The following is an 18,751-nucleotide window of genomic DNA, read 5'->3' on the forward strand; positions in this document are numbered from 1 at the left end:
TGCAGAAATGCTGGTGAAAGAAGGGTATGCCGTTTTTGCCATTGTTCTGTTTGGTGCCGGTGTCAGGTCGACAAAAGTTGAAGATAAGCGCCAGCATACAGACGAACTTTTTATGCACGTGTATGGTTGTATGACGCTAACACAAACAAGCCCAGCTTATGCCGGGCTTATGGTTTGATTAGACATCAACTAACTATTTAGGTTAAGCATCTGTCTTACCGAGTTTCGGGCACTCTTTGGCATGACACAGGTTGGCATCAATATCCTGGTTTCCTAATAAGCGCAGCCACAACGCAGGCAAATGCTTAGGCCGTACATTTGGACTTTCCAGCTGAACAGGAAGCGCAGAAGACCAAGCGCCCTCTTCATCTAGGCTTGCAAACGCGAATTGGAACGGCAAATAGTTGACAATACCCAAGCGTAGGTCCGTCGCCGTCAGGCTATCGCCCACCTGCTCATATTTCACAAACTGCCGGGTAAAGTCTTCCAGCATCACTAAGTGTTGCGGCTTCTCTTCCAGAGTCCACTGTCCTCGCTCTTTAGCAATGAAATCAATCGTTTTATCTTCATCAAGCAGTGAGGTTAAGCCTTCCCTATAAGTATCGCCATCTAATATCACGACTCGCCAAAGCACAGTGTTTATCGGTGTCGGAGTAATAAAGACAGGCTGATCGGCAAGCGGAGTATTGGCCAGCTGGCTCTGTACCCGCTCTTCAACAATGTTGAGTGCGATAACCGACCAGAGCAAGTACAAACTCGATATCGTCAGCCCGATACCACATAACTTTGCCATTTTCTCTCGCCATAACAAACTAGCGGCAATCATTACCAGCAAGGGAACGGTATAGAGCGGATCAATAATAAAGATACTGGAGACCGCAATACTGACCGGGAAAGGCCACAACAACTGAGTTCCGTAAGCGGTAAAGGCATCAAGTAAAGGGTGAGTAATGAGACAAGCAGCCACTAATAGCCATAGATGTGCAAAGCTAAATTGCGTTGCCCGCCCTTTTTGCCAACACCAGGCCAGCAATAGCGAGAACGGTAACAAGACTAATAGCGAATGACTAAACCCCCGGTGCTTCACCATATCCGATACAGGATCACCATAGCTCAGAAAAACATCCAGATCCGGCAAGGTACCAAGGGCGGCCCCTGCCAATAGCACTTTTGGCGAACATTTCTTGCCTGCCACCAACCCCGCAACAGCGGCGCCTAACGCGGCCTGAGTAACTGAGTCCAACTTTTTCTCCTTTTTCGGCCAGGCTATATATTATTTTTTCTGGCCGTAATCCTCGGCTGATTCGGCACACCTTACCAAAATTACGTGCTTAAAGGGCAAAAAGCTCATCGCGGGTAAACTAGACAAAAGTAAAAGTATGGGCTTGGTCGCAGTTCACACTGGCTGAATTCGATAATTTAAATCAGGCAACATCAATTCACTCTGACAAAGGGAAGATGTATATGCCAACAAAAGTTTCTGAGTACATGACACGCAAAGTCATCACTATCCAGCCTGAAGCAGGCCTGCGTGAAGCCTTCTTTCTAATGCGCGATGAAGCCATCCGCCATTTACCTGTGACTAACGAAGAAGGCGAGCTGATAGGCATTGTCAGTGACCGCGAGTTGCGGCGCCCTGGCTGGGTTGATGAATCACCGGATATCGGGCACGAATACAATCTGACCGATGACCTGCATATCGGTGATGTCATGATCAGAGATGTCGTGCACGTTCGTACCTATGACACGCTAACCAAAGCCGTCGGAACCATTCTAGACTTCCATGTAGGCGCGGCGCCTGTACTGGATAAAACCGGGGATCTGGTCGGTATGCTGTCAGCTGTTGATTTACTCAAGGCGTTTCAGGATACGCTTGAATCACAAAAGTCGAACAAAAAGAATAAGGCATTCGCTTAAGCCGTTGTAAATAAAGTTCTTTATATACTACTGCATTCACAACGTAAGCGCTTCATATAGCAATAAGGCTTGCCATGCTGGCAAGCCTTATCTGTTTGGCAAAGTTCTAGTTAAACAGCCCTTTCAATAATTTGTCAGCCGCTTTTTTAACTTCGTCATCTTTGGCTTTATCGCCTAGTAACTTTTCAAGTCCGCGTTCAACTTCCTTCTGTGCTTTTTGCTCCAGCTCGTTGTTTTGTTTTAACAACCCAGCAAGATCCATCGAGAACTTAGGCTCTGTCCAGTCACCTTTCACATCAATCGGTACCGTCAGATCGGCCACTTCATCAACCTGTTTGCCGCCCTGGCCTTTGCTGGTCGCAACAACTGAGGTATTTACCTTGAAATCAATGGCCTCACTAACAAGGTTGGTCTGTCCTTTGCCCGCAATACGTAGCAGCGGAGAGTCAAGATCCAGGTTATTGGTCGATGCCTTACCTGAGCCGAGCTTAATGGTTGCTGTCATTGCTGAGAAGTCAGTCTTCTTCTCTTCTTTGACATACTCAGCTTTCTTACCTTTCAGCGTCGCCCTGGCTTCACGGATCATCTCAGGAATATTCACTCCGTTAACAGCACCATCTGCAAAATTGATATCAATTGTACCTGCAACATTTTCACGAATACGCTTTTCAGCCAACCCGGTTCCGGCCAGGCTAACGGTAATATCCCCTTTGCCTGCCAACACATCATTATCGGCAACATCAACTAGCATAGGCTGAACCTGGACGCCACGGATCTGCTTGGTCACTTTATAGGTTGGTAGCTTACCGTTGGCATTAATCGTTGCCTGGGTTTTAATACTGCCATCATAAAGATCAGCATCGAAATGATTCAGCTTTAGTACACCTTTGGCCACTTTCATGTCCACCAGCACATTGGCCAGTTTGGCGTTAGCTGCTTTGAACTTGCCCAGCTTTACGGTACCGGCAACATCAAGGGTTTTCAGTACTGACAGATCTGGTTCTTTGTCTTTTTCTGGTGTTGGACTTGCCTCCGAACCAGCACCTGTCGTTGTCGAGGTTGCTTCCGCTGGCCCAGTCTCCGCCGCAGTATCCGTCTTGTCCAGCCCCAAGAAAGCATCAAGGTCAATGTTATCGCTGTTTACCGCAAAGCGGATCACCGGGATATCCGCACTCTTAAAAGAGCCGTGTCCATTTAGGCTGATCTCATCAATGTCAGTCTGGAACTGGCTCAGGGTTGCCATCCCTTGCTTCACATCATATTCCGCATCGGCTTTGAGCTTCACTGACATCTCGGGGCGAGGTAATGTCGCGCCTTTAAGGCTGGATTGCAGAGCTAATTTTTGCAACTGGACATCATCAAATGCCTTATTGAGCTTCAGGCGGGTTTCACCCTTGGCATCGAAAGCAAGATCAGGCAGTTCGCCTTGCGCTGTGAATGTCACAGCAGACCAATCTCCGACCTTGAACTGATCCATGGCCAAGGTGAACGCCTGGATATCATTTATCGGATCTTTAGCGGTTGCTGATAGTTGCAAATTCTTCAGCTGCGCATCATCCATCGCAGGCACAATAAACAGCTCACTGCCTCCCTGTGCTGTAAATGCCAGCTCACCATTTTGGCCAACCACATCAAAGTCAACCTGAGCCCACTCTCCTGGCGCAAAACGGCTCAGGGTAAAATTCAATGCACTAACTGCCGTAAAGGTTCCGGCTTGATCATCACGAATTTCGGCACTGGCATTAACAAGCTCTACGCCTTCCAGGCTGATTGTCCATGGCTCTGCCGCGCCTTCTGGCTGCGGTGCCGGCTCTGAGGCTGAAGGCTCCTGGCTGGTTGCCGTGTCAGGTTGAGCAGGCTGTTCCTGCTTGGCGGCTTGACCTAGCCCATCAAGGTTATTGACACCGTCTTTGCGAGTCTGGATAAACACCCGGCCATCCTGCAGGCTGATATGGCCGATTTCAAGATGACGGGAGAAAAGAGGCATAACAGATACAGACAGTTCAGCGCTGCCTAACTGGATCAGGTTTGGCTCAGCAAAGCCTTCCGGGTTTCTAAATTCAGTTTGGCCCAGTGTAAAACCAATACTCGGAAAGAAGCGCCAGCCGATGTCTCCACTAATGACTAACTCTCGCCCGGTGGCTTTTTTCACTTGCTCGGCTATTAATGGCTTAAACTGGTTAGGATCGATCAGCGCCAGCAACGCGCCAATGCCTAGTACAATAACAATTACAATTGCCAATATGGCATACAAAAGCTTTTTCATCGTGTCCTCGTGTTATCCGTCCACATTGAATTTGGTTACGAGCCGATGTTGATATCATCATGACCCGGCTCCGTTATGACAGCGAATAGACTTATAAGTTTTTAATTATCTTTAGGAAATATAGTAATACTTAGAAGTGTATAGTTTGATTAAAGCAAAAAAATGGGCAGCCGTTAAGGCTGCCCATTAAATATCGCAATATATAATTAAGGCTGACAATGTCAGCCTTAATGGTGGTTATTATGATTTTAGCAACCTAGCGATATGTGCTTTCAGCACGTCAATCGCAATACGGTTCTTGCCGCCGCGAGGAACGATGATGTCAGCATATTGCTTTGATGGTTCAATGAACTGCATGAACATAGGGCGTACTGTTTTTTGGTACTGCTCAAGAACCGACTCCATTGTACGGTCACGTTCAGCAACGTCACGCTGCAAACGACGCAGCAGACAGATGTCCAGCGGTGTATCCATAAAGACACTGGCGTGCATGATCTCACGCAGGCGCGGATCAGTCAGCAGCAAAATACCTTCCAAAATGATCACCTTTTTCGGTGTCATTGGTGTGGTTTCTACCATGCGAGTGTGCTCGCTGTAGCTATACTGCGGTACTTCAACCGCATTACCTTCAACCAACATCTGCAGGTGATCACAAAGCAAATCGTGATCAAGGGCATTTGGATGGTCGTAGTTTGTTTTGACCCGCTCTTCCATGGTCAGGTGACTTTGATCGTTATAGTAACAATCTTCCGTAATAACACCGATCTGATGATCGCCGACTTTTTCTTTTAGCTCTTTATAAACTGTGCTGGCAATCAGACTTTTACCGGACGCAGAAGCGCCTGCGATACCGATAATGACGCATTGGTGTGAGTTTTCAGACATATCAGAAAGCACCTGTAAGACAACGTAGCGAGGTGAAAATACTCATTTAAACAACTATCTGTATTTGATGGTTAACCAGATAATTGTGCGAATAGGTATAAATAAACCGCCTGATTATAGGGATTCGTACCGCCAGATGCCAGCATAAATGCGACACCCGGCACAATTTGCGACGAACCATTAACAATTTTAACAAGTAAAGGTTTACATTGTACGAATTGTGATCTGCTCGGCGACTGGCTCACCTTGCCAGAACAAGCGACTGGCCACCTGACCCGCCAGATCAATATAGGCACAAGCCTGTTCCGAGTCCGGCGACGATGCAACTGTTGGCTTACCACTATCAATATCTTCACGGATCTTGATATGCAGTGGAAGCTGTGCAAGAAGTGGCACCGCATATTCCTCCGCCATGCGCTCTGCCCCACCGGTACCAAATATCGCCTCGTGGTGACCACAGTTGCTGCAAATGTGGTAGCTCATGTTTTCAACCACACCAACCACAGGCACATTAACCTTGCTAAACATATTGATCCCTTTGATGGCATCTGCCAGGGCCAAATCCTGAGGCGTGGTAATAACAACCGCACCTGTTACCGGAATTTGCTGAGCCAGCGTTAGCTGGATATCTCCAGTGCCCGGCGGCATATCAATCACCAGGTAATCGAGATCCGGCCACCAGGTTTCGTTGATAATTTGCGACAACGCTTTTGAGGCCATCGGTCCGCGCCAAATCGTGGCGCTTTCAGCCGGAACAAGATAACCGACAGAGTTGGTAAACAACCCATACGCTTCTATCGGCATCATCATTTTACCATCGGGCGATTGTGGCTTCTCATCCACCGTACCGAGCATCATAGGCACTGACGGACCGTAAATATCAGCATCCAGCAAACCGACTTTGGCACCTTGCTTTTGCAGTCCCAATGCCAGGTTAACCGCCGTAGTCGACTTACCGACTCCGCCTTTGGCAGAGCTAACCACAATAATGTTCTTCACCCCTTTTAGAGGCGTTTTATCCCCGGTTGCCAGGGGCGCAACCCGGGTAGTCACGGTAAAAACCATGCTCTGCGAGATATGATGGAGCTGCTGCTGAGTAAGGATCCAATGCTCTAGCAGCTCTGTTACTGAAGCCGCAGCAAACGGCAAGGTGATCGATACTACCCCTTGGGCTGATACCGATACCACGTTCGGTGTTTCGGCCCATTCATGATGCAGCCACGGATGCTCGAACTGATTTAGCCAACGGCAGATATCAGCCACACTCTCAAATCGGATCATTGAATCACTACCCATCGTTTTTAGCGCTCCATTCTTATTGTACTCATTCATCGTATCACCAAAGCCTATTTATCGCTGCTATTTAGCGTGATTATCCCCTGATGATGCTAGGCAACACGCTGTCCATCAGGTAATATTTAAGGCTACGTTTTTTTACCCATCACGAGCGAAATAAGTAATTATGGCTGCAAATCCAAGAAAAATTCTGGTGACCTGCGCCCTACCGTACGCTAACGGTTCTATCCACTTGGGTCACATGCTTGAGCATGTACAAGCGGATATCTGGGTGCGCTATCAGCGCCTTCGCGGCAACGAAGTTCATTTCATCTGTGCAGACGATGCACACGGTACTCCAATCATGCTTAAGGCCCAGCAGATGGGTATGGAACCTGAGCAGATGATTGCGGAAGTGAGCAAAGAGCACCAGGCTGACTTTGCTGGCTTCGATATTAGCTTTGATAACTACCACAGCACACATTCCGACGAGAACCGTGAGCTGGCATCGTTCGTCTACACTCAGCTTAAAGAGAAAGGCTTTATTACTAGCCGCACGATTTCTCAGCTATTCGATCCTGAGAAAGAGATGTTCCTGCCGGATCGTTTTGTAAAAGGTACTTGCCCGAAATGTAAGGCAGAGGACCAATACGGCGATAACTGTGATAACTGCGGTGAAACATACAGCCCGACGGATCTAATCGATCCGAAATCAGCCGTTTCTGGTGCGACACCAGTGATGAAAGATTCCGAGCACTTCTTCTTCGACCTGCCTCAGTTCGAAGGCATGCTGAAAGAGTGGACCACATCCGGTGCTCTTCAGGATGAAACCTCCAACAAGATGCAGGAATGGTTCGAATCTGGCCTGCAACAGTGGGATATCTCGCGTGATGCGCCATACTTTGGCTTCGAGATCCCAGGTGAGACAGGCAAATACTTCTATGTTTGGCTGGATGCACCAATCGGCTACATGGGCTCATTCAAGAACCTGTGTGACAAGCGCGATGACCTGAACTTCGACGAGTTCTGGAACAAAGACAGTTCAACCGAGCTTTACCACTTCATCGGTAAAGACATCGTTTACTTCCACAGCCTGTTCTGGCCTGCAATGCTGGACGGTGCTGGACTGCGTAAGCCAAATAACGTCTTTGTTCACGGTTACGTTACAGTAAACGGCGCGAAAATGTCTAAGTCGAAAGGTACCTTCATTAAAGCAGGGACTTACCTACAGCACCTAGACCCAGAATGCCTGCGTTACTACTACGCAGCGAAACTGAACAACCGTATTGATGACTTGGATCTTAACCTTGAAGACTTCACCCAGCGTGTAAACAGCGATGTGGTGAACAAGATTGTTAACCTTGCATCCCGTAATGCCGGCTTTATCGCCAAGCGTTTTGAAGGCAAGCTGGCAGACAACTTTGCCGAGCCTGAGCTGTATGCTGAGTTTACAGCAGCTGCCGATCGCATTGCTGAGCTTTTCGAAAACCGTGAATACAGCCGTGCTATCCGTGAGATCACTGCGCTGGCAGACAAAGCCAACCAGTATGTGGACGAAAAAGCACCTTGGGTTGTTGCTAAACAAGAAGGTAAAGATCAGGAACTACAGGAAATCTGCTCTGTCGGTATCAACCTGTTCCGCGTTCTGATGACTTATCTGAAGCCAGTAATGCCTCAGCTAGCTGAGCGTACCGAAGGCTTCCTGAACGAAACACTGACCTGGGAAGGTATCGCGCAACCGCTAACTGGCCATGAAGTGACTAAGTTCAAGGCGCTATTCAACCGTATCGATCCTAAGCACGTTGAAGCAATGGTAACATCATCTAAAGAAGAAGCTGCTGCAGCTAAAGCCGCTGTAGAAGCTGCCGAGAAGCCAACAGGCCCGCTAGTGGAAGAGCCTATCGAAGCAGAAATTGAGTTCGATGATTTTGCCAAAGTTGACATGCGTATCGCTAAGATCGTGTCTTGTGAAGAAGTACCAAAAGCAAACAAGCTACTGAAATTCCAACTGGATATCGGTGGTGAAATGCGACAGGTATTCTCAGGCATCAAATCTGCCTACACGCCTGAACAGCTGATTGGTAAGCATACTGTGATGGTTGCTAACCTGAAGCCGCGTAAAATGAAGTTCGGCATGTCTGAAGGCATGATCCTGGCTGCTGGACCGGGTGGTAAGGATCTGTGGATCCTAGAGCCGCACGAAGGCGCCCAGCCAGGTATGCGTGTGATGTAACTGACATCATCATTAAAAAGGAGCTTCGGCTCCTTTTTTATTGTGCTTTTATCTAATCAAAATGACTGTCTTTTTATTCATATACCTAATAGCTACCCTCTTTGCTTCAGCACTCCGCCCTGTGTACCTCGCTTCCTGCCAACCGGGTTCAATTAACCAAATCATTACTTATCAAAGCCCATGCCGTTGCATAGGGTATTTTCTCGACAAAAACAGATGTTAACGACTACTTTTATCATGGCGGTAAATTTCGCTTTTACTCAGTATAAACGCTGCCGATATTCGCTATTATCGATAGGACAACACAAAAACTGATTAATTATCAATCACCAGGTTAAAATTTGGTTAATATTCATGTTTTCAGAATACCATTCTGCACTTAAAAGTGTGATCTGAAACATAGCTTTTAATTTTGAACAGCATTTTACTTCGCTTTAACACCTAAACTGCTGTTAATCTGCTCCGCGCTCTGATGAATGATTTACAGAGTGAATAATTATAAGGAGTGTTCATTTCATGCCAACACAAAAGAAAAAAATGTCCCTGACAGGCCGAGTGATCCTCGGCATGCTGCTGGGCATCTTGACAGGATTCGCTATTCGCTCCCTTTTTGCAGAGACCTCATTTGTTCACGAATACATAGTAAATGGCCTGTTTGACGTTGGTGGTGCAATCTTCATTGCTAGTTTGAAGATGCTGGTTGTACCTTTGGTATTTGTTTCTCTGGTTTGTGGTACCAGCACACTGAATGACATCAGCACACTTGGCCGTCTTGGCGGTAAAACCTTGCTGTTCTACCTAACCACAACAGCAATTGCGATTACCCTTGCATTAACGATGGGTAACCTGTTCCAACCGGGTGCAGGTGCCGATCTGTCTGCCGCAACCACCTTTGCAGCCAAAGAAGCGCCATCTTTGGGTGATGTGATCATCGGGATGTTCCCGACTAACCCAATCAACTCAATGGCTCAGGGCAATACACTACAAATCATTGTGTTTGCTATCCTGTTCGGTATTGCCATCAGTGCTGCGGGCAAGCCTGGTGAGCGAATTGCTGCTGTCTTCGCCGATCTTAACGAAGTGATCATGAAACTGGTCGCGCTGTTGATGCACATTGCACCTTTTGGTGTGTTCTTCCTGATGGCGAAGCTGTTCACAGGAATCGGCCTGGATGCCATCTATAACCTGCTTGGCTACTTCTTAGTGCTAACTTGTACGTTGCTGATCCACGGCCTAGTGGTATACAGCACGATGCTGAAAGTATTTACCGGCCTAAGCCCGAAAACGTTCCTGAAGAAAATGGAAGATGCAGTCATGTTTGCCTTCTCGACAGCTTCTTCGAACGCGACAATTCCAGTGACCATGGAAACTGCGACCAAGCGTCTTGGTGCTTCTAACCGTATTGCTTCATTTACTGTACCACTCGGTGCAACCATCAATATGGATGGTACTGCTATCATGCAGGGTGTGGCGACAGCATTCATTGCTCAGGCATTCAACATTGACCTGACGATGGGTGACTACATGGCGGTTATCGTAACGGCTACCCTCGCTTCTATCGGTACTGCGGGTGTACCAGGTGTTGGCCTGATCATGCTGGCAATGGTACTGAGCCAAGTTGGCCTGCCAGTTGAAGGGATTGCCATCATCATGGGTGTTGACCGTCTGCTTGATATGATCCGTACTGCAGTCAACATCACAGGTGATAGCGCCGTGACATGTATTGTGGCTAAATCTGAAGGCGAACTGGATATTGATCGCTTCAATGACCCAGCTGCAGGTGAAAAAGATGAAGAGGTCCATCTTCACCCTGAAGTAAAAGTCACAAATATTGATTAAAATGGTGATGCTTCATAGTTAATTTCAAAGGCTCCTTCCGGAGCCTTTTTTATTGCCTTTCCCTCGCACCACAATGATGCAGCTTGTGCCCTGACAATGCTCAGTCAACGCTGACAGCAATATACGCAATTAATTACATGCTTGATTTTGCTTGATAAATTAACAACACAATGCAACTTGTTGTTAGGAACAGTTATTGCAGATCCAAGCATATTAAGCGCCGTCTATGCTGGAGGGAATATGCTAATCATCACGCTATTCATTGGGCTTCTTATTTGCCTTGGTTACTATGCTTATCATTCAAGACAGAGCAATTCACTGCTGCAAAGCCGTTTTAACCAAGTGATCGGGCTACGCCAGCTTATTCACCTGTTACGCTTTCACCGCCGCAAAACCCATCAGCTATTGAGCCATGGTGGCATCAATAACATTGAAGATCAGCCACTTAACGAATCATTGGCTGTTCAAAGCCTGCTCAGGACGTTGATAGGCCAGGCAGAACAACCACAAAAACCCATGTATCGAATTTTGATGAAGCGTATCACCACCCTATTGGATGAATGGCCACGCTATTCACTTCAGCGCAATCAGGCAGTACACGGGAAGGCAATCCGCCACGTACTGTATCTGATTGATGATACGGTTACCCAAAGCTTACTGGCCGCAGACAAAGAAGAGCTGTTCAAACAGTACCAATCGGTCTGGCCTGTGACCTTAAATGCCATCGATAGCTTGAGCCGTTTCCGGCATACCATTAACAGCTATACGCCTGGCAGTATGGCAATGAAGCGCGAACTCGGGCTGCATACCCAAATTCTACGCCGTCGGCTAGGCCAAATGAGCATTCTAAGCAGCGAACAGGTTTCAGCCCTGCTCATTGAATCATTATTTGAACAATTCGATAAAATAGATCTCGATAACCCAAACCACGCCCAGACAAAAGCGCAGCTATATTACTTCTCACTGCAAGTATCTGAAACGCTTTTCAACCTGTTTGACTTGGTGCTTGGCGATATCGGTAGGGAGATTTCTATCCGGCTTCCTGAGCTACCAATAAATAGTAATAACGTCGTTAGCATATCGAACCATGGCAAGGGTACCGATGAACAAGGCGAAACAAAAAACCCAGCCTAGGCTGGGTTTTTTCATTCTCGATATTGGCAATTAGCCGATGTGAGTTTCACCGTTCATGTACTTGCGTAGTACTTCAGGGATCATAATACGGCCATCTGCTTCCTGGTTATTTTCCAGAATCGCGACCATAGTACGACCAACAGCAAGGCCTGAACCGTTTAGCGTGTGAACAAGCTCTGGCTTCTTCTCACCCTTACGACGGAAACGAGCCTGCATACGGCGCGCTTGGAAATCCCACATGTTTGAACAAGAAGAAATTTCACGGTAAGTTTCCTGAGCAGGAACCCACACTTCAAGGTCATAGGTTTTTGCGGCGCCAAAGCCCATGTCACCGGTACAAAGAACAACTTTGCGGTAAGGAAGCTCTAGCAGCTGAAGAACTTTCTCAGCGTGACCTGTTAGCTCTTCTAGTGCTGCCATTGAATCTTCTGGCTTGGTGATCTGAACAAGTTCAACTTTATCGAACTGGTGCATACGGATAAGACCACGAGTATCACGGCCGTAAGACCCCGCTTCAGAACGGAAACACGGTGTATGGGCAGTCATCTTAAGAGGAAGTTCTGCTTCATCGGTGATGGTATCGCGAACCATGTTCGTCACTGGCACTTCCGCCGTTGGGATCAGTGACATCCCTACACCTTCTTCAGTTGCAGGTTGCGTATGGAATAGGTCTTCACCGAATTTCGGTAACTGACCGGTACCAAACAAGCTATCTTTGTTCACAAGATATGGGACATACATTTCTGTATAACCGTGCTCATCAGTGTGAAGATCTAGCATAAACTGAGCAATTGCACGGTGCAGACGGGCAAATTTACCCTTCATCACGATAAAGCGCGACCCAGAAATCTTAACCGCGCTAGCGAAATCAAGACCACCCGCAATTTCACCTAGATCAACGTGATCTTTAACTTCAAAGTCATAAGACTTCGGTTGACCCCAACGAGAAACTTCCACGTTCTCATTTTCATCTTTACCCGCTGGAACAGCGTCATCTGGCAGGTTAGGCACAGAAAGCGTAATATCTTGAAGCTCATTTTGCAGATCAGCTAACGCTTTTTTCGCTTCATCTAGCTCACCGCCAAGGTTGGCAACTTCAGCAAGGATCTTTTCAGCGCCTTCATGATCACCTTTAGCTTTAGCTTGACCAATCGACTTCGATCGCGAGTTACGCATAGCCTGTAGCTCTTCAGTCTTAACTTGAAGGGACTTACGTTGCTCTTCTAGGTTGCGTAATTTTTCTACGTCAAGGGTAAAACCACGACGCGCGAGTTTTGCAGCTGTTTCATCCAGCTCAGTTCGAAGTAATTTAGAATCTAGCATGCTAATCCTGTGCTCTTAATATTCTGAAATGCACGTTATTTAGACAATTCTTGTCAAAATAATCTTAGGTTTACGGAACGCCAGTAAGTCTGGCGCCAATTGTTCAACGATACCCAAAAAGCCTTATTATTGGTAGCGCTTTAGTGTGCTTTTTGCATCTAAAGAAGCAAGATAATCCAACTTTTCGGCAATTTTAGTTTCCAAACCACGATTTGTTGGATGATAGTAGCGAGTACCTTCCATTTCTGACGGGAAATAACACTCACCAGCCGCATACGCCCCCGGCTCATCATGGGCATAGCGGTACTCGGCGCCATAGCCCAAATCTTTCATCAACCGGGTTGGGGCATTGCGCAGATGATTGGGAACCTCATAGTCCGGGTGGTTCATCGCATCGGCTTTGGCTTGCTTAAAGGCCGTATAGACAGCATTACTTTTTGGTGCACTGGCAAGGTAAATAATCGCCTGGGCAATCGCTCGCTCCCCTTCATAGGCGCCGACCCGGGTATAACAATCCCATGCTGAAATCGCAACCTGCATCGCCCGGGGATCAGCATTGCCGATATCTTCTGACGCAATTGCCAACAAGCGACGGGCCACATAGAGAGGATCACACCCTGCCTGCAGCATACGGGCAAACCAATACAGGGCGCCATCAGGGCTCGAACCGCGGATCGACTTATGGACCGCAGAGATCATGTCATACCAAAGATCCCCTTTGTTATCGAAGCGGGCAATTTTTTCCCCTGCCACCTCAGCCAGCAGCGGCAAGGTGATCTGCTTGGTGCCTTGGCTATCCTCTTCCGCCATGTCAGTTAGCTGCTCAAGATAGTTCAGCGACATACGTGCATCGCCACAAACCAGATCAGCCAGTCGCTCTTTCACATCATCGACAAACTCGAGATTCGTTTCGCTGATACCCCGTTCCTGATCGGTCAGGGCCTGCTCAATCACCTCAAGAATTTCAGCCGCCTCTAACGATTTAAGCTTATAGACCCGGGCTCGGGATAACAATGCGTTGTTAAGCTCAAACGATGGGTTTTCTGTTGTCGCGCCGATAAAAGTGACAGTGCCATCTTCGATATGTGGCAAGAAGGCATCCTGCTGGCTCTTGTTGAAACGGTGCACCTCGTCGACAAACAAAATAGTTCGTCGCCCAGCCATCTTGTTCTCACGTGCTTTGTCGATAGCAGCCCGGATATCCTTGACACCGGAGGTCACCGCAGACACGCGCTCAACCTCAGCATTGGCATAGTTTGCAGCCACTTCTGCCAACGTCGTTTTGCCGGTACCCGGAGGCCCCCATAGGATCATCGAGTGAAGCTGGCCGGCTTCCAGAGCACGCCTGAGTGGCTTTCCCTCGCCCAGAATATGACGCTGGCCAATATACTCCCCGACGGTTCGAGGCCGCATACGTGCTGCCAGCGGACGAAAATCAGAAGAAAAATCGAGGCTGAAGTTATTCAAAATAACGACTCCTTATACCAATCGGGATAAGTAGGTGTTCAGATAATTGCGCAAGAAAAATCAAATACTTATACTGATTGGTATTAATACAGAAAAAGGTGGTACTGAGTACCACCTATCTTAAAATTAGGTTCTAGATTTTAGCAATATCTTAGTTACGCTGATCGTCCAGCTCGACACCCTTAGGCGGTGTAAACGTAAAGAGATCTCGCGTCAAGGTCTTGCCGCTGAACTTACTGAAAGTAAAGTTACTGCGCTGCCCGTCCTGCTCGACAACCGAGAAACCGCGCACTTCGCCGCTCTTCGCCACAGTGACCACAAACTTGCCCATTGATGAGGTACGGTCTTTGGGTGTCAGGGTAAAGGTATCAGCCGTCTGCGCAACATTGTACTTCGTCCAATCAGCAGTACTATTGCGTGTTAGCAGAACAAACGGTGTTTGCTCTGTCGCATCTTTTAGCCACATCGCCGTCACCTGCTCGATAAACGGGCTGTAGTACCACAGTGTCTTACCGTCAGAAATCAGTAGGTTCTCATCGGGCATAACGGTATTCCAGCGGAACAAGTTCGGGCGCTGGATCGCCACATCCCCTTCGCCTTCTACCAGCAAGTCCCCTTCTGGGCTAATAACTTTCTGCTTAAAGTCGGCACTGAATGAGTTCACCTTGCTTAGACGTGTGCTCAGCTCCAGCTGGGGGGTTGCCCATGCCGCAGAAGAGAGAAAAATAGGTGCTGCAACCAGCAGACTTACGAGTACTTTTTTAATCATTATTGTTTAACCTTCTCGGTTCCAAATCGGTTTTAAGTCGGCTCCAGAACAATCTGGAGCCGGTTCAAAGCTCCCATTGCTGTTTCACCTTACAGCAATAACGCTAAAAGCTGTTTAGTCCCGTGGCGGCGGTGGTGGTGCCAGCACCTCACGATTACCATTATGACCTGGCGCACTGACAATGCCATGTGCTTCCAACTGCTCGACAATACGGGCTGCACGGTTATAACCGATTTTAAATTTACGTTGAACGCCCGATACCGACCCGCGTCGCGACTCTGCAACAAATGCTGCGACCTGATCAAACAGCTGATCAAGCTCGTCTTCACCCCCTGCCGCCGCTTCACCTGGTAGTAAGCCTTCCGAACCCTGATCAGAATTTAGAATACCGTCAATGTACTGCGGCTTTCCGCGTGCTTTCCAGTCATTAACGACATTGTGGACGTCATCATCTGACGCAAATGCGCCATGGACACGGACAGGATGGTTTTTACCAGCCGGTAGGTACAGCATATCGCCCATACCAAGCAATGATTCAGCCCCGCCCTGATCCAAAATGGTTCTCGAATCCGTTTTGGTCGATACGGTAAAGGCCATCCGGCTTGGAATATTCGCCTTGATCAGGCCCGTTATCACATCAACCGACGGACGTTGCGTTGCCAGTACCAGGTGAATACCTGCCGCTCGCGCCTTCTGCGCCAGACGGGCAATTAACTCTTCGACTTTCTTGCCGACCACCATCATCAGATCGGCAAACTCATCGACAATTACCACAATGCTTGGCATTTTCTCCAATAATGGCGGATGTTCATCCATGCTGTCACCCGGTTTCCAAAGCGGGTCGTAAATCGGGTGGCCTGCTGCTGCAGCTTCTGCCAGCTTGGCGTTATAACCTGCCAGGTTACGCACCCCGACAGCGGCCATCAGCTTATAGCGGCGCTCCATTTCACCGACACACCAGCGAAGGGCATTGCCTGCATCCTTCATGTCAGTCACCACCTCGGTGAGTAGGTGCGGAATACCTTCATAAATAGAAAGTTCCAGCATCTTCGGGTCAATCATGATGAAGCGACAATCTTCCGGCTTACACTTATACAGCAAGCTGACAATCATGACGTTCACACCAACCGATTTACCCGAACCCGTTGTACCGGCTACCAGCAAGTGAGGCATCTTGCTCAAATCGGCCACAATGGCTTCACCAGCAATGTCATAGCCCAGCACAATCGGCAGTGCCGCTTTCATTTCCTGGAACCGCTCGCTACCCACCACTTCCGACATATAGACGGTTTCACGACTCACATTGGGCAGCTCAAGACCGATATAGGGCTTGCCTGGGATCACTTCGACCACACGTACTGCGGATGCTGACAGCGCCCTAGCCAGATCTTTTGCCAGACCGGAAATACGACTGACTTTCACCCCCGGCGCTAAATCCAGTTCATAGCGGGTGATCACAGGGCCAGGGTAAATACCGGCCACTTTGGCTTTGATCTTATAGTCCGCCAGTTTGGACTCCACCAGCATTGCCGTTTGTTTCAGCTCTTCTTCACTAGCAGGTTCTACGTTTTGCCTTGCTGGGGCTAAGAGTTCAAGTGTCGGCATCGGTGATGTCGGAGCAGGCAAATCCGCTTCTTTCTTCATCAAAAACGGATTGTCCAAACCTGCTGCATGCACCTGGGCTTTTTGAGCATCACGGATCTTCTGCAAGAATGCGTCTTCGTCACTGACATTGGCATCAGCAAGTTCACCACTTTCCTGTTCGGCACGCTCAAGTTCAGACATGCCATCGTGGACGCCAATCTCAATATCACCTAATACCTGTATCTCTGGTTGTTCTAATAAGTGTTCATGCTCCTGAACAGATCCCTGAACAGGTTCCTGAACAGCTTCGTATGACACCGCTTGGCTGTCTTCAGATACTACAGATCCCATCTGAACTGAATGTGAATCTGCTTCAGAAGGTATTGGCAACGCTTCCTCTGATTGCTGCTCATCCAACTCAGCAGGCTGTTCGGTCATCGTTGGCGTATTGGAATACTCGAGCTCAACTTCAGGTAAATCACCCAGCGCAGGCTCTGTGCTGTGCGAGATTGCATCCTCGCTCATTGCCTGCAGTTCAACGCTTTGTGGTTCCGAGTGCGCATGTGCCAACTCCGACTCGTCCGTATAAACAGTGAAGTTCTCATCCCTGTCTAGCTCTCGCTCCAGCTCTGCTATCGTCAGCCCCTTGGCCTGCGTGGTTGACTTAATTTCTATCGGTTCATGCGTTACCGACTCACTGCTCACAGCAAGCTCCGGTTCTCCTTGGGCCATCGTAGCAGCCCTTGGTTCATGCCGCTCTATCCGATGGCCAGGCTCTTCACTCGGTGAAACTTCTACTGAAGACGGTTCAGGTTGCACGGCCGGGCTTGCTTTCGTTCGCTCGGGGATCACAATGATTGGTGAAGACGGTGAATCGTCCCACTCAGATTCAGAAAACTGTGGCTCTTTACGGTCAATCACGCTGTCATCAGCTTTTTTCGGCTCACTGCGCGAAGCCAGTAATACATCGTCGGCATCGGGAGCTTCAGCCTGCAGATCCTGCGTGAGTTTCGACGCATAAGCAGTCTGCTGCTCGTCAGGAATATCAGCCGCAAATGGTGTCAGGGTCTCTGACTTGTCTGAGCGTACCTTATTTAACAGCCAGGCCAGGGTACCTAGAGTCTTTTCACCTAAGGTGTCGACAATCGTCAACCAGGAGATACCAGTAAACAGCGTGAATCCCACAGCCCAAATAAACATCAGAACCAAGGTTGCTCCAAGCAAATTGAGCAGTGGCAAGGCCATATTAGAGACCACATCACCGATCACCCCGCCAGACGAGAAGTACCAGATATCATCAAAATTCAAATCAGCCAGGCCGCAGCTGGTTAAGAACAGCAGCAACAACCCCAGCAACCGGGTGCCATAAATCATGAAATCAATCGATTCACGTTCATTGCGCCGTCGGAACATAACCCATGCCCCTAATACAATGGCTGCAGGTAATGGGTAGGCCAGCGAACCTAGGGTAAACAGGAAGGTATCGGCGACTAAAGCACCTAAGGCGCCGGCTTTATTCTGAACCGGCCCCTCCCAGGCTGTCTGTGACCACGATGGATCGGCCGGGTCAAAGCTTACCAGGGCAACCATGATGAATATCGCGGCCAATATACCTATGATCAGAAAGCTTTCTAGCAGGCGCTGTCCCCCAGAAAGGCGTAATTTTGGCTGCTGTTTGCCTTTAACTTTCCTCAAAAAACACTCCGGTGTAACAATGGTTGTTGCCTGAATCCATAACCACCACCAGCGGTTAGACTTACCTTCACACAATTGATTGACTTTGTTAAATGGTGCAAATGGCTGTCGTTCAGGTCATTTTAAATCTAATGCCCTATCTTATACTACTTGTCGCTTTTTTTTGACTAATACAAGAAAAGTGGGAGCAAAGCACTAAACTCACGAAATCTCTCTGTCATGCAGAAAAACCAGATGCCATTGTAGACGTTAATACAGGGGAAATATTCATCACAGTGTTAATTCACTACGGTAAGCGACTGATTTTTGAACATACAGTTCGAAGTTTCTAGGGCAGAAACAAATCAAGCGGCCTAAGCCGCTT

Annotated in this window: 13 protein-coding genes; 5 read left to right on the forward strand and 8 right to left on the reverse strand. The window is 48.2% G+C overall.

Going from position 1 to position 18,751, the window contains the following annotated elements; all coding sequences use genetic code 11:
- The first annotated feature begins 7 nt into the window (after window positions 1–7).
- Window positions 8–178: a hypothetical protein gene (locus AC51G0_RS13045; RefSeq protein WP_496298978.1), complete on the forward strand. Its 171-nt coding sequence runs from the start codon at window positions 8–10 to the stop codon at window positions 176–178.
- A gap of 24 nt (window positions 179–202) precedes the next feature.
- On the opposite strand, the gene AC51G0_RS13050 is transcribed toward AC51G0_RS13045, so the two are convergent.
- On the reverse strand, window positions 203–1,243 hold the full coding sequence (locus AC51G0_RS13050) for a metal-dependent hydrolase (RefSeq protein ID WP_496298979.1): 1,041 nt from the start codon (window positions 1,241–1,243) through the stop codon (window positions 203–205).
- A 221-nt stretch (window positions 1,244–1,464) separates the two neighbouring features.
- On the opposite strand from AC51G0_RS13050, the gene AC51G0_RS13055 reads away from it, so the two are divergent.
- Window positions 1,465–1,917 carry a CBS domain-containing protein gene (locus AC51G0_RS13055; protein WP_496298981.1) on the forward strand — a complete coding sequence of 151 codons (453 nt, stop codon included), beginning with the start codon at window positions 1,465–1,467 and terminating at the stop codon, window positions 1,915–1,917.
- 106 nt (window positions 1,918–2,023) lie between these two features.
- Here the strand turns inward: AC51G0_RS13055 and AC51G0_RS13060 are convergent, their stop codons facing one another.
- The 3 genes from AC51G0_RS13060 to apbC all read right to left on the reverse strand — a co-directional run bounded on the left by AC51G0_RS13060 (window position 2,024) and on the right by apbC (window position 6,349).
- Window positions 2,024–4,183 (reverse strand): AsmA family protein, encoded by a 2,160-nt coding sequence (locus tag AC51G0_RS13060; RefSeq protein WP_496298983.1) that lies wholly within the window; start codon window positions 4,181–4,183, stop codon window positions 2,024–2,026.
- Between the two features lie 240 nt (window positions 4,184–4,423).
- Window positions 4,424–5,068 (reverse strand): uridine kinase, encoded by a 645-nt coding sequence (udk, locus tag AC51G0_RS13065; RefSeq protein ID WP_075765379.1) that lies wholly within the window; start codon window positions 5,066–5,068, stop codon window positions 4,424–4,426.
- Between the two features lie 204 nt (window positions 5,069–5,272).
- Window positions 5,273–6,349, reverse strand: coding sequence for an iron-sulfur cluster carrier protein ApbC (gene apbC / locus AC51G0_RS13070; RefSeq protein ID WP_496301944.1), 1,077 nt, complete (start codon window positions 6,347–6,349; stop codon window positions 5,273–5,275).
- A 181-nt stretch (window positions 6,350–6,530) separates the two neighbouring features.
- On the opposite strand from apbC, the gene metG reads away from it, so the two are divergent.
- The 3 genes from metG (at window position 6,531) to AC51G0_RS13085 (ending at window position 11,549) form a co-directional block, all read left to right on the forward strand.
- The gene (gene metG / locus AC51G0_RS13075; protein WP_496298984.1) at window positions 6,531–8,576 is read left to right on the forward strand and encodes a methionine--tRNA ligase; all 2,046 of its coding nucleotides are present in this window, start codon (window positions 6,531–6,533) and stop codon (window positions 8,574–8,576) included.
- Window positions 8,577–9,092: 516 nt separating this feature from the next.
- The gene (locus AC51G0_RS13080; protein WP_496298986.1) at window positions 9,093–10,415 is read left to right on the forward strand and encodes a dicarboxylate/amino acid:cation symporter; all 1,323 of its coding nucleotides are present in this window, start codon (window positions 9,093–9,095) and stop codon (window positions 10,413–10,415) included.
- A gap of 240 nt (window positions 10,416–10,655) precedes the next feature.
- On the forward strand, window positions 10,656–11,549 hold the full coding sequence (locus AC51G0_RS13085) for a hypothetical protein (protein WP_496298987.1): 894 nt from the start codon (window positions 10,656–10,658) through the stop codon (window positions 11,547–11,549).
- A gap of 30 nt (window positions 11,550–11,579) precedes the next feature.
- Here the strand turns inward: AC51G0_RS13085 and serS are convergent, their stop codons facing one another.
- The 4 genes from serS to AC51G0_RS13105 all read right to left on the reverse strand — a co-directional run bounded on the left by serS (window position 11,580) and on the right by AC51G0_RS13105 (window position 18,387).
- Window positions 11,580–12,872, reverse strand: coding sequence for a serine--tRNA ligase (gene serS / locus AC51G0_RS13090; RefSeq protein ID WP_496298988.1), 1,293 nt, complete (start codon window positions 12,870–12,872; stop codon window positions 11,580–11,582).
- Between the two features lie 126 nt (window positions 12,873–12,998).
- Window positions 12,999–14,339: a replication-associated recombination protein A gene (locus tag AC51G0_RS13095; protein ID WP_496298990.1), complete on the reverse strand. Its 1,341-nt coding sequence runs from the start codon at window positions 14,337–14,339 to the stop codon at window positions 12,999–13,001.
- A gap of 151 nt (window positions 14,340–14,490) precedes the next feature.
- The gene (gene lolA / locus AC51G0_RS13100; protein WP_496301945.1) at window positions 14,491–15,105 is read right to left on the reverse strand and encodes an outer membrane lipoprotein periplasmic chaperone LolA; all 615 of its coding nucleotides are present in this window, start codon (window positions 15,103–15,105) and stop codon (window positions 14,491–14,493) included.
- A 117-nt stretch (window positions 15,106–15,222) separates the two neighbouring features.
- Entirely contained in the window at window positions 15,223–18,387 is a 3,165-nt protein-coding gene (locus AC51G0_RS13105) for a DNA translocase FtsK 4TM domain-containing protein (protein WP_496298991.1), read from the reverse strand.
- Window positions 18,388–18,751 lie beyond the last annotated feature (364 nt).

It is taken from the genome of Photobacterium sp. HL06 (assembly GCF_059552575.1).

Coding starts and splice junctions, on each gene's coding strand:
- AC51G0_RS13060 (WP_496298983.1), bottom strand. CDS start 4,183: ATGAAAAAGCTTTTGTATGCCATATTGGCAATTGTAATTGTTATTGTA.
- serS (WP_496298988.1), bottom strand. CDS start 12,872: ATGCTAGATTCTAAATTACTTCGAACTGAGCTGGATGAAACAGCTGCA.
- AC51G0_RS13055 (WP_496298981.1), top strand. CDS start 1,465: ATGCCAACAAAAGTTTCTGAGTACATGACACGCAAAGTCATCACTATC.
- AC51G0_RS13080 (WP_496298986.1), top strand. CDS start 9,093: ATGCCAACACAAAAGAAAAAAATGTCCCTGACAGGCCGAGTGATCCTC.
- AC51G0_RS13085 (WP_496298987.1), top strand. CDS start 10,656: ATGCTAATCATCACGCTATTCATTGGGCTTCTTATTTGCCTTGGTTAC.
- metG (WP_496298984.1), top strand. CDS start 6,531: ATGGCTGCAAATCCAAGAAAAATTCTGGTGACCTGCGCCCTACCGTAC.
- udk (WP_075765379.1), bottom strand. CDS start 5,068: ATGTCTGAAAACTCACACCAATGCGTCATTATCGGTATCGCAGGCGCT.
- AC51G0_RS13045 (WP_496298978.1), top strand. CDS start 8: ATGCTGGTGAAAGAAGGGTATGCCGTTTTTGCCATTGTTCTGTTTGGT.
- apbC (WP_496301944.1), bottom strand. CDS start 6,349: ATGATCCGATTTGAGAGTGTGGCTGATATCTGCCGTTGGCTAAATCAG.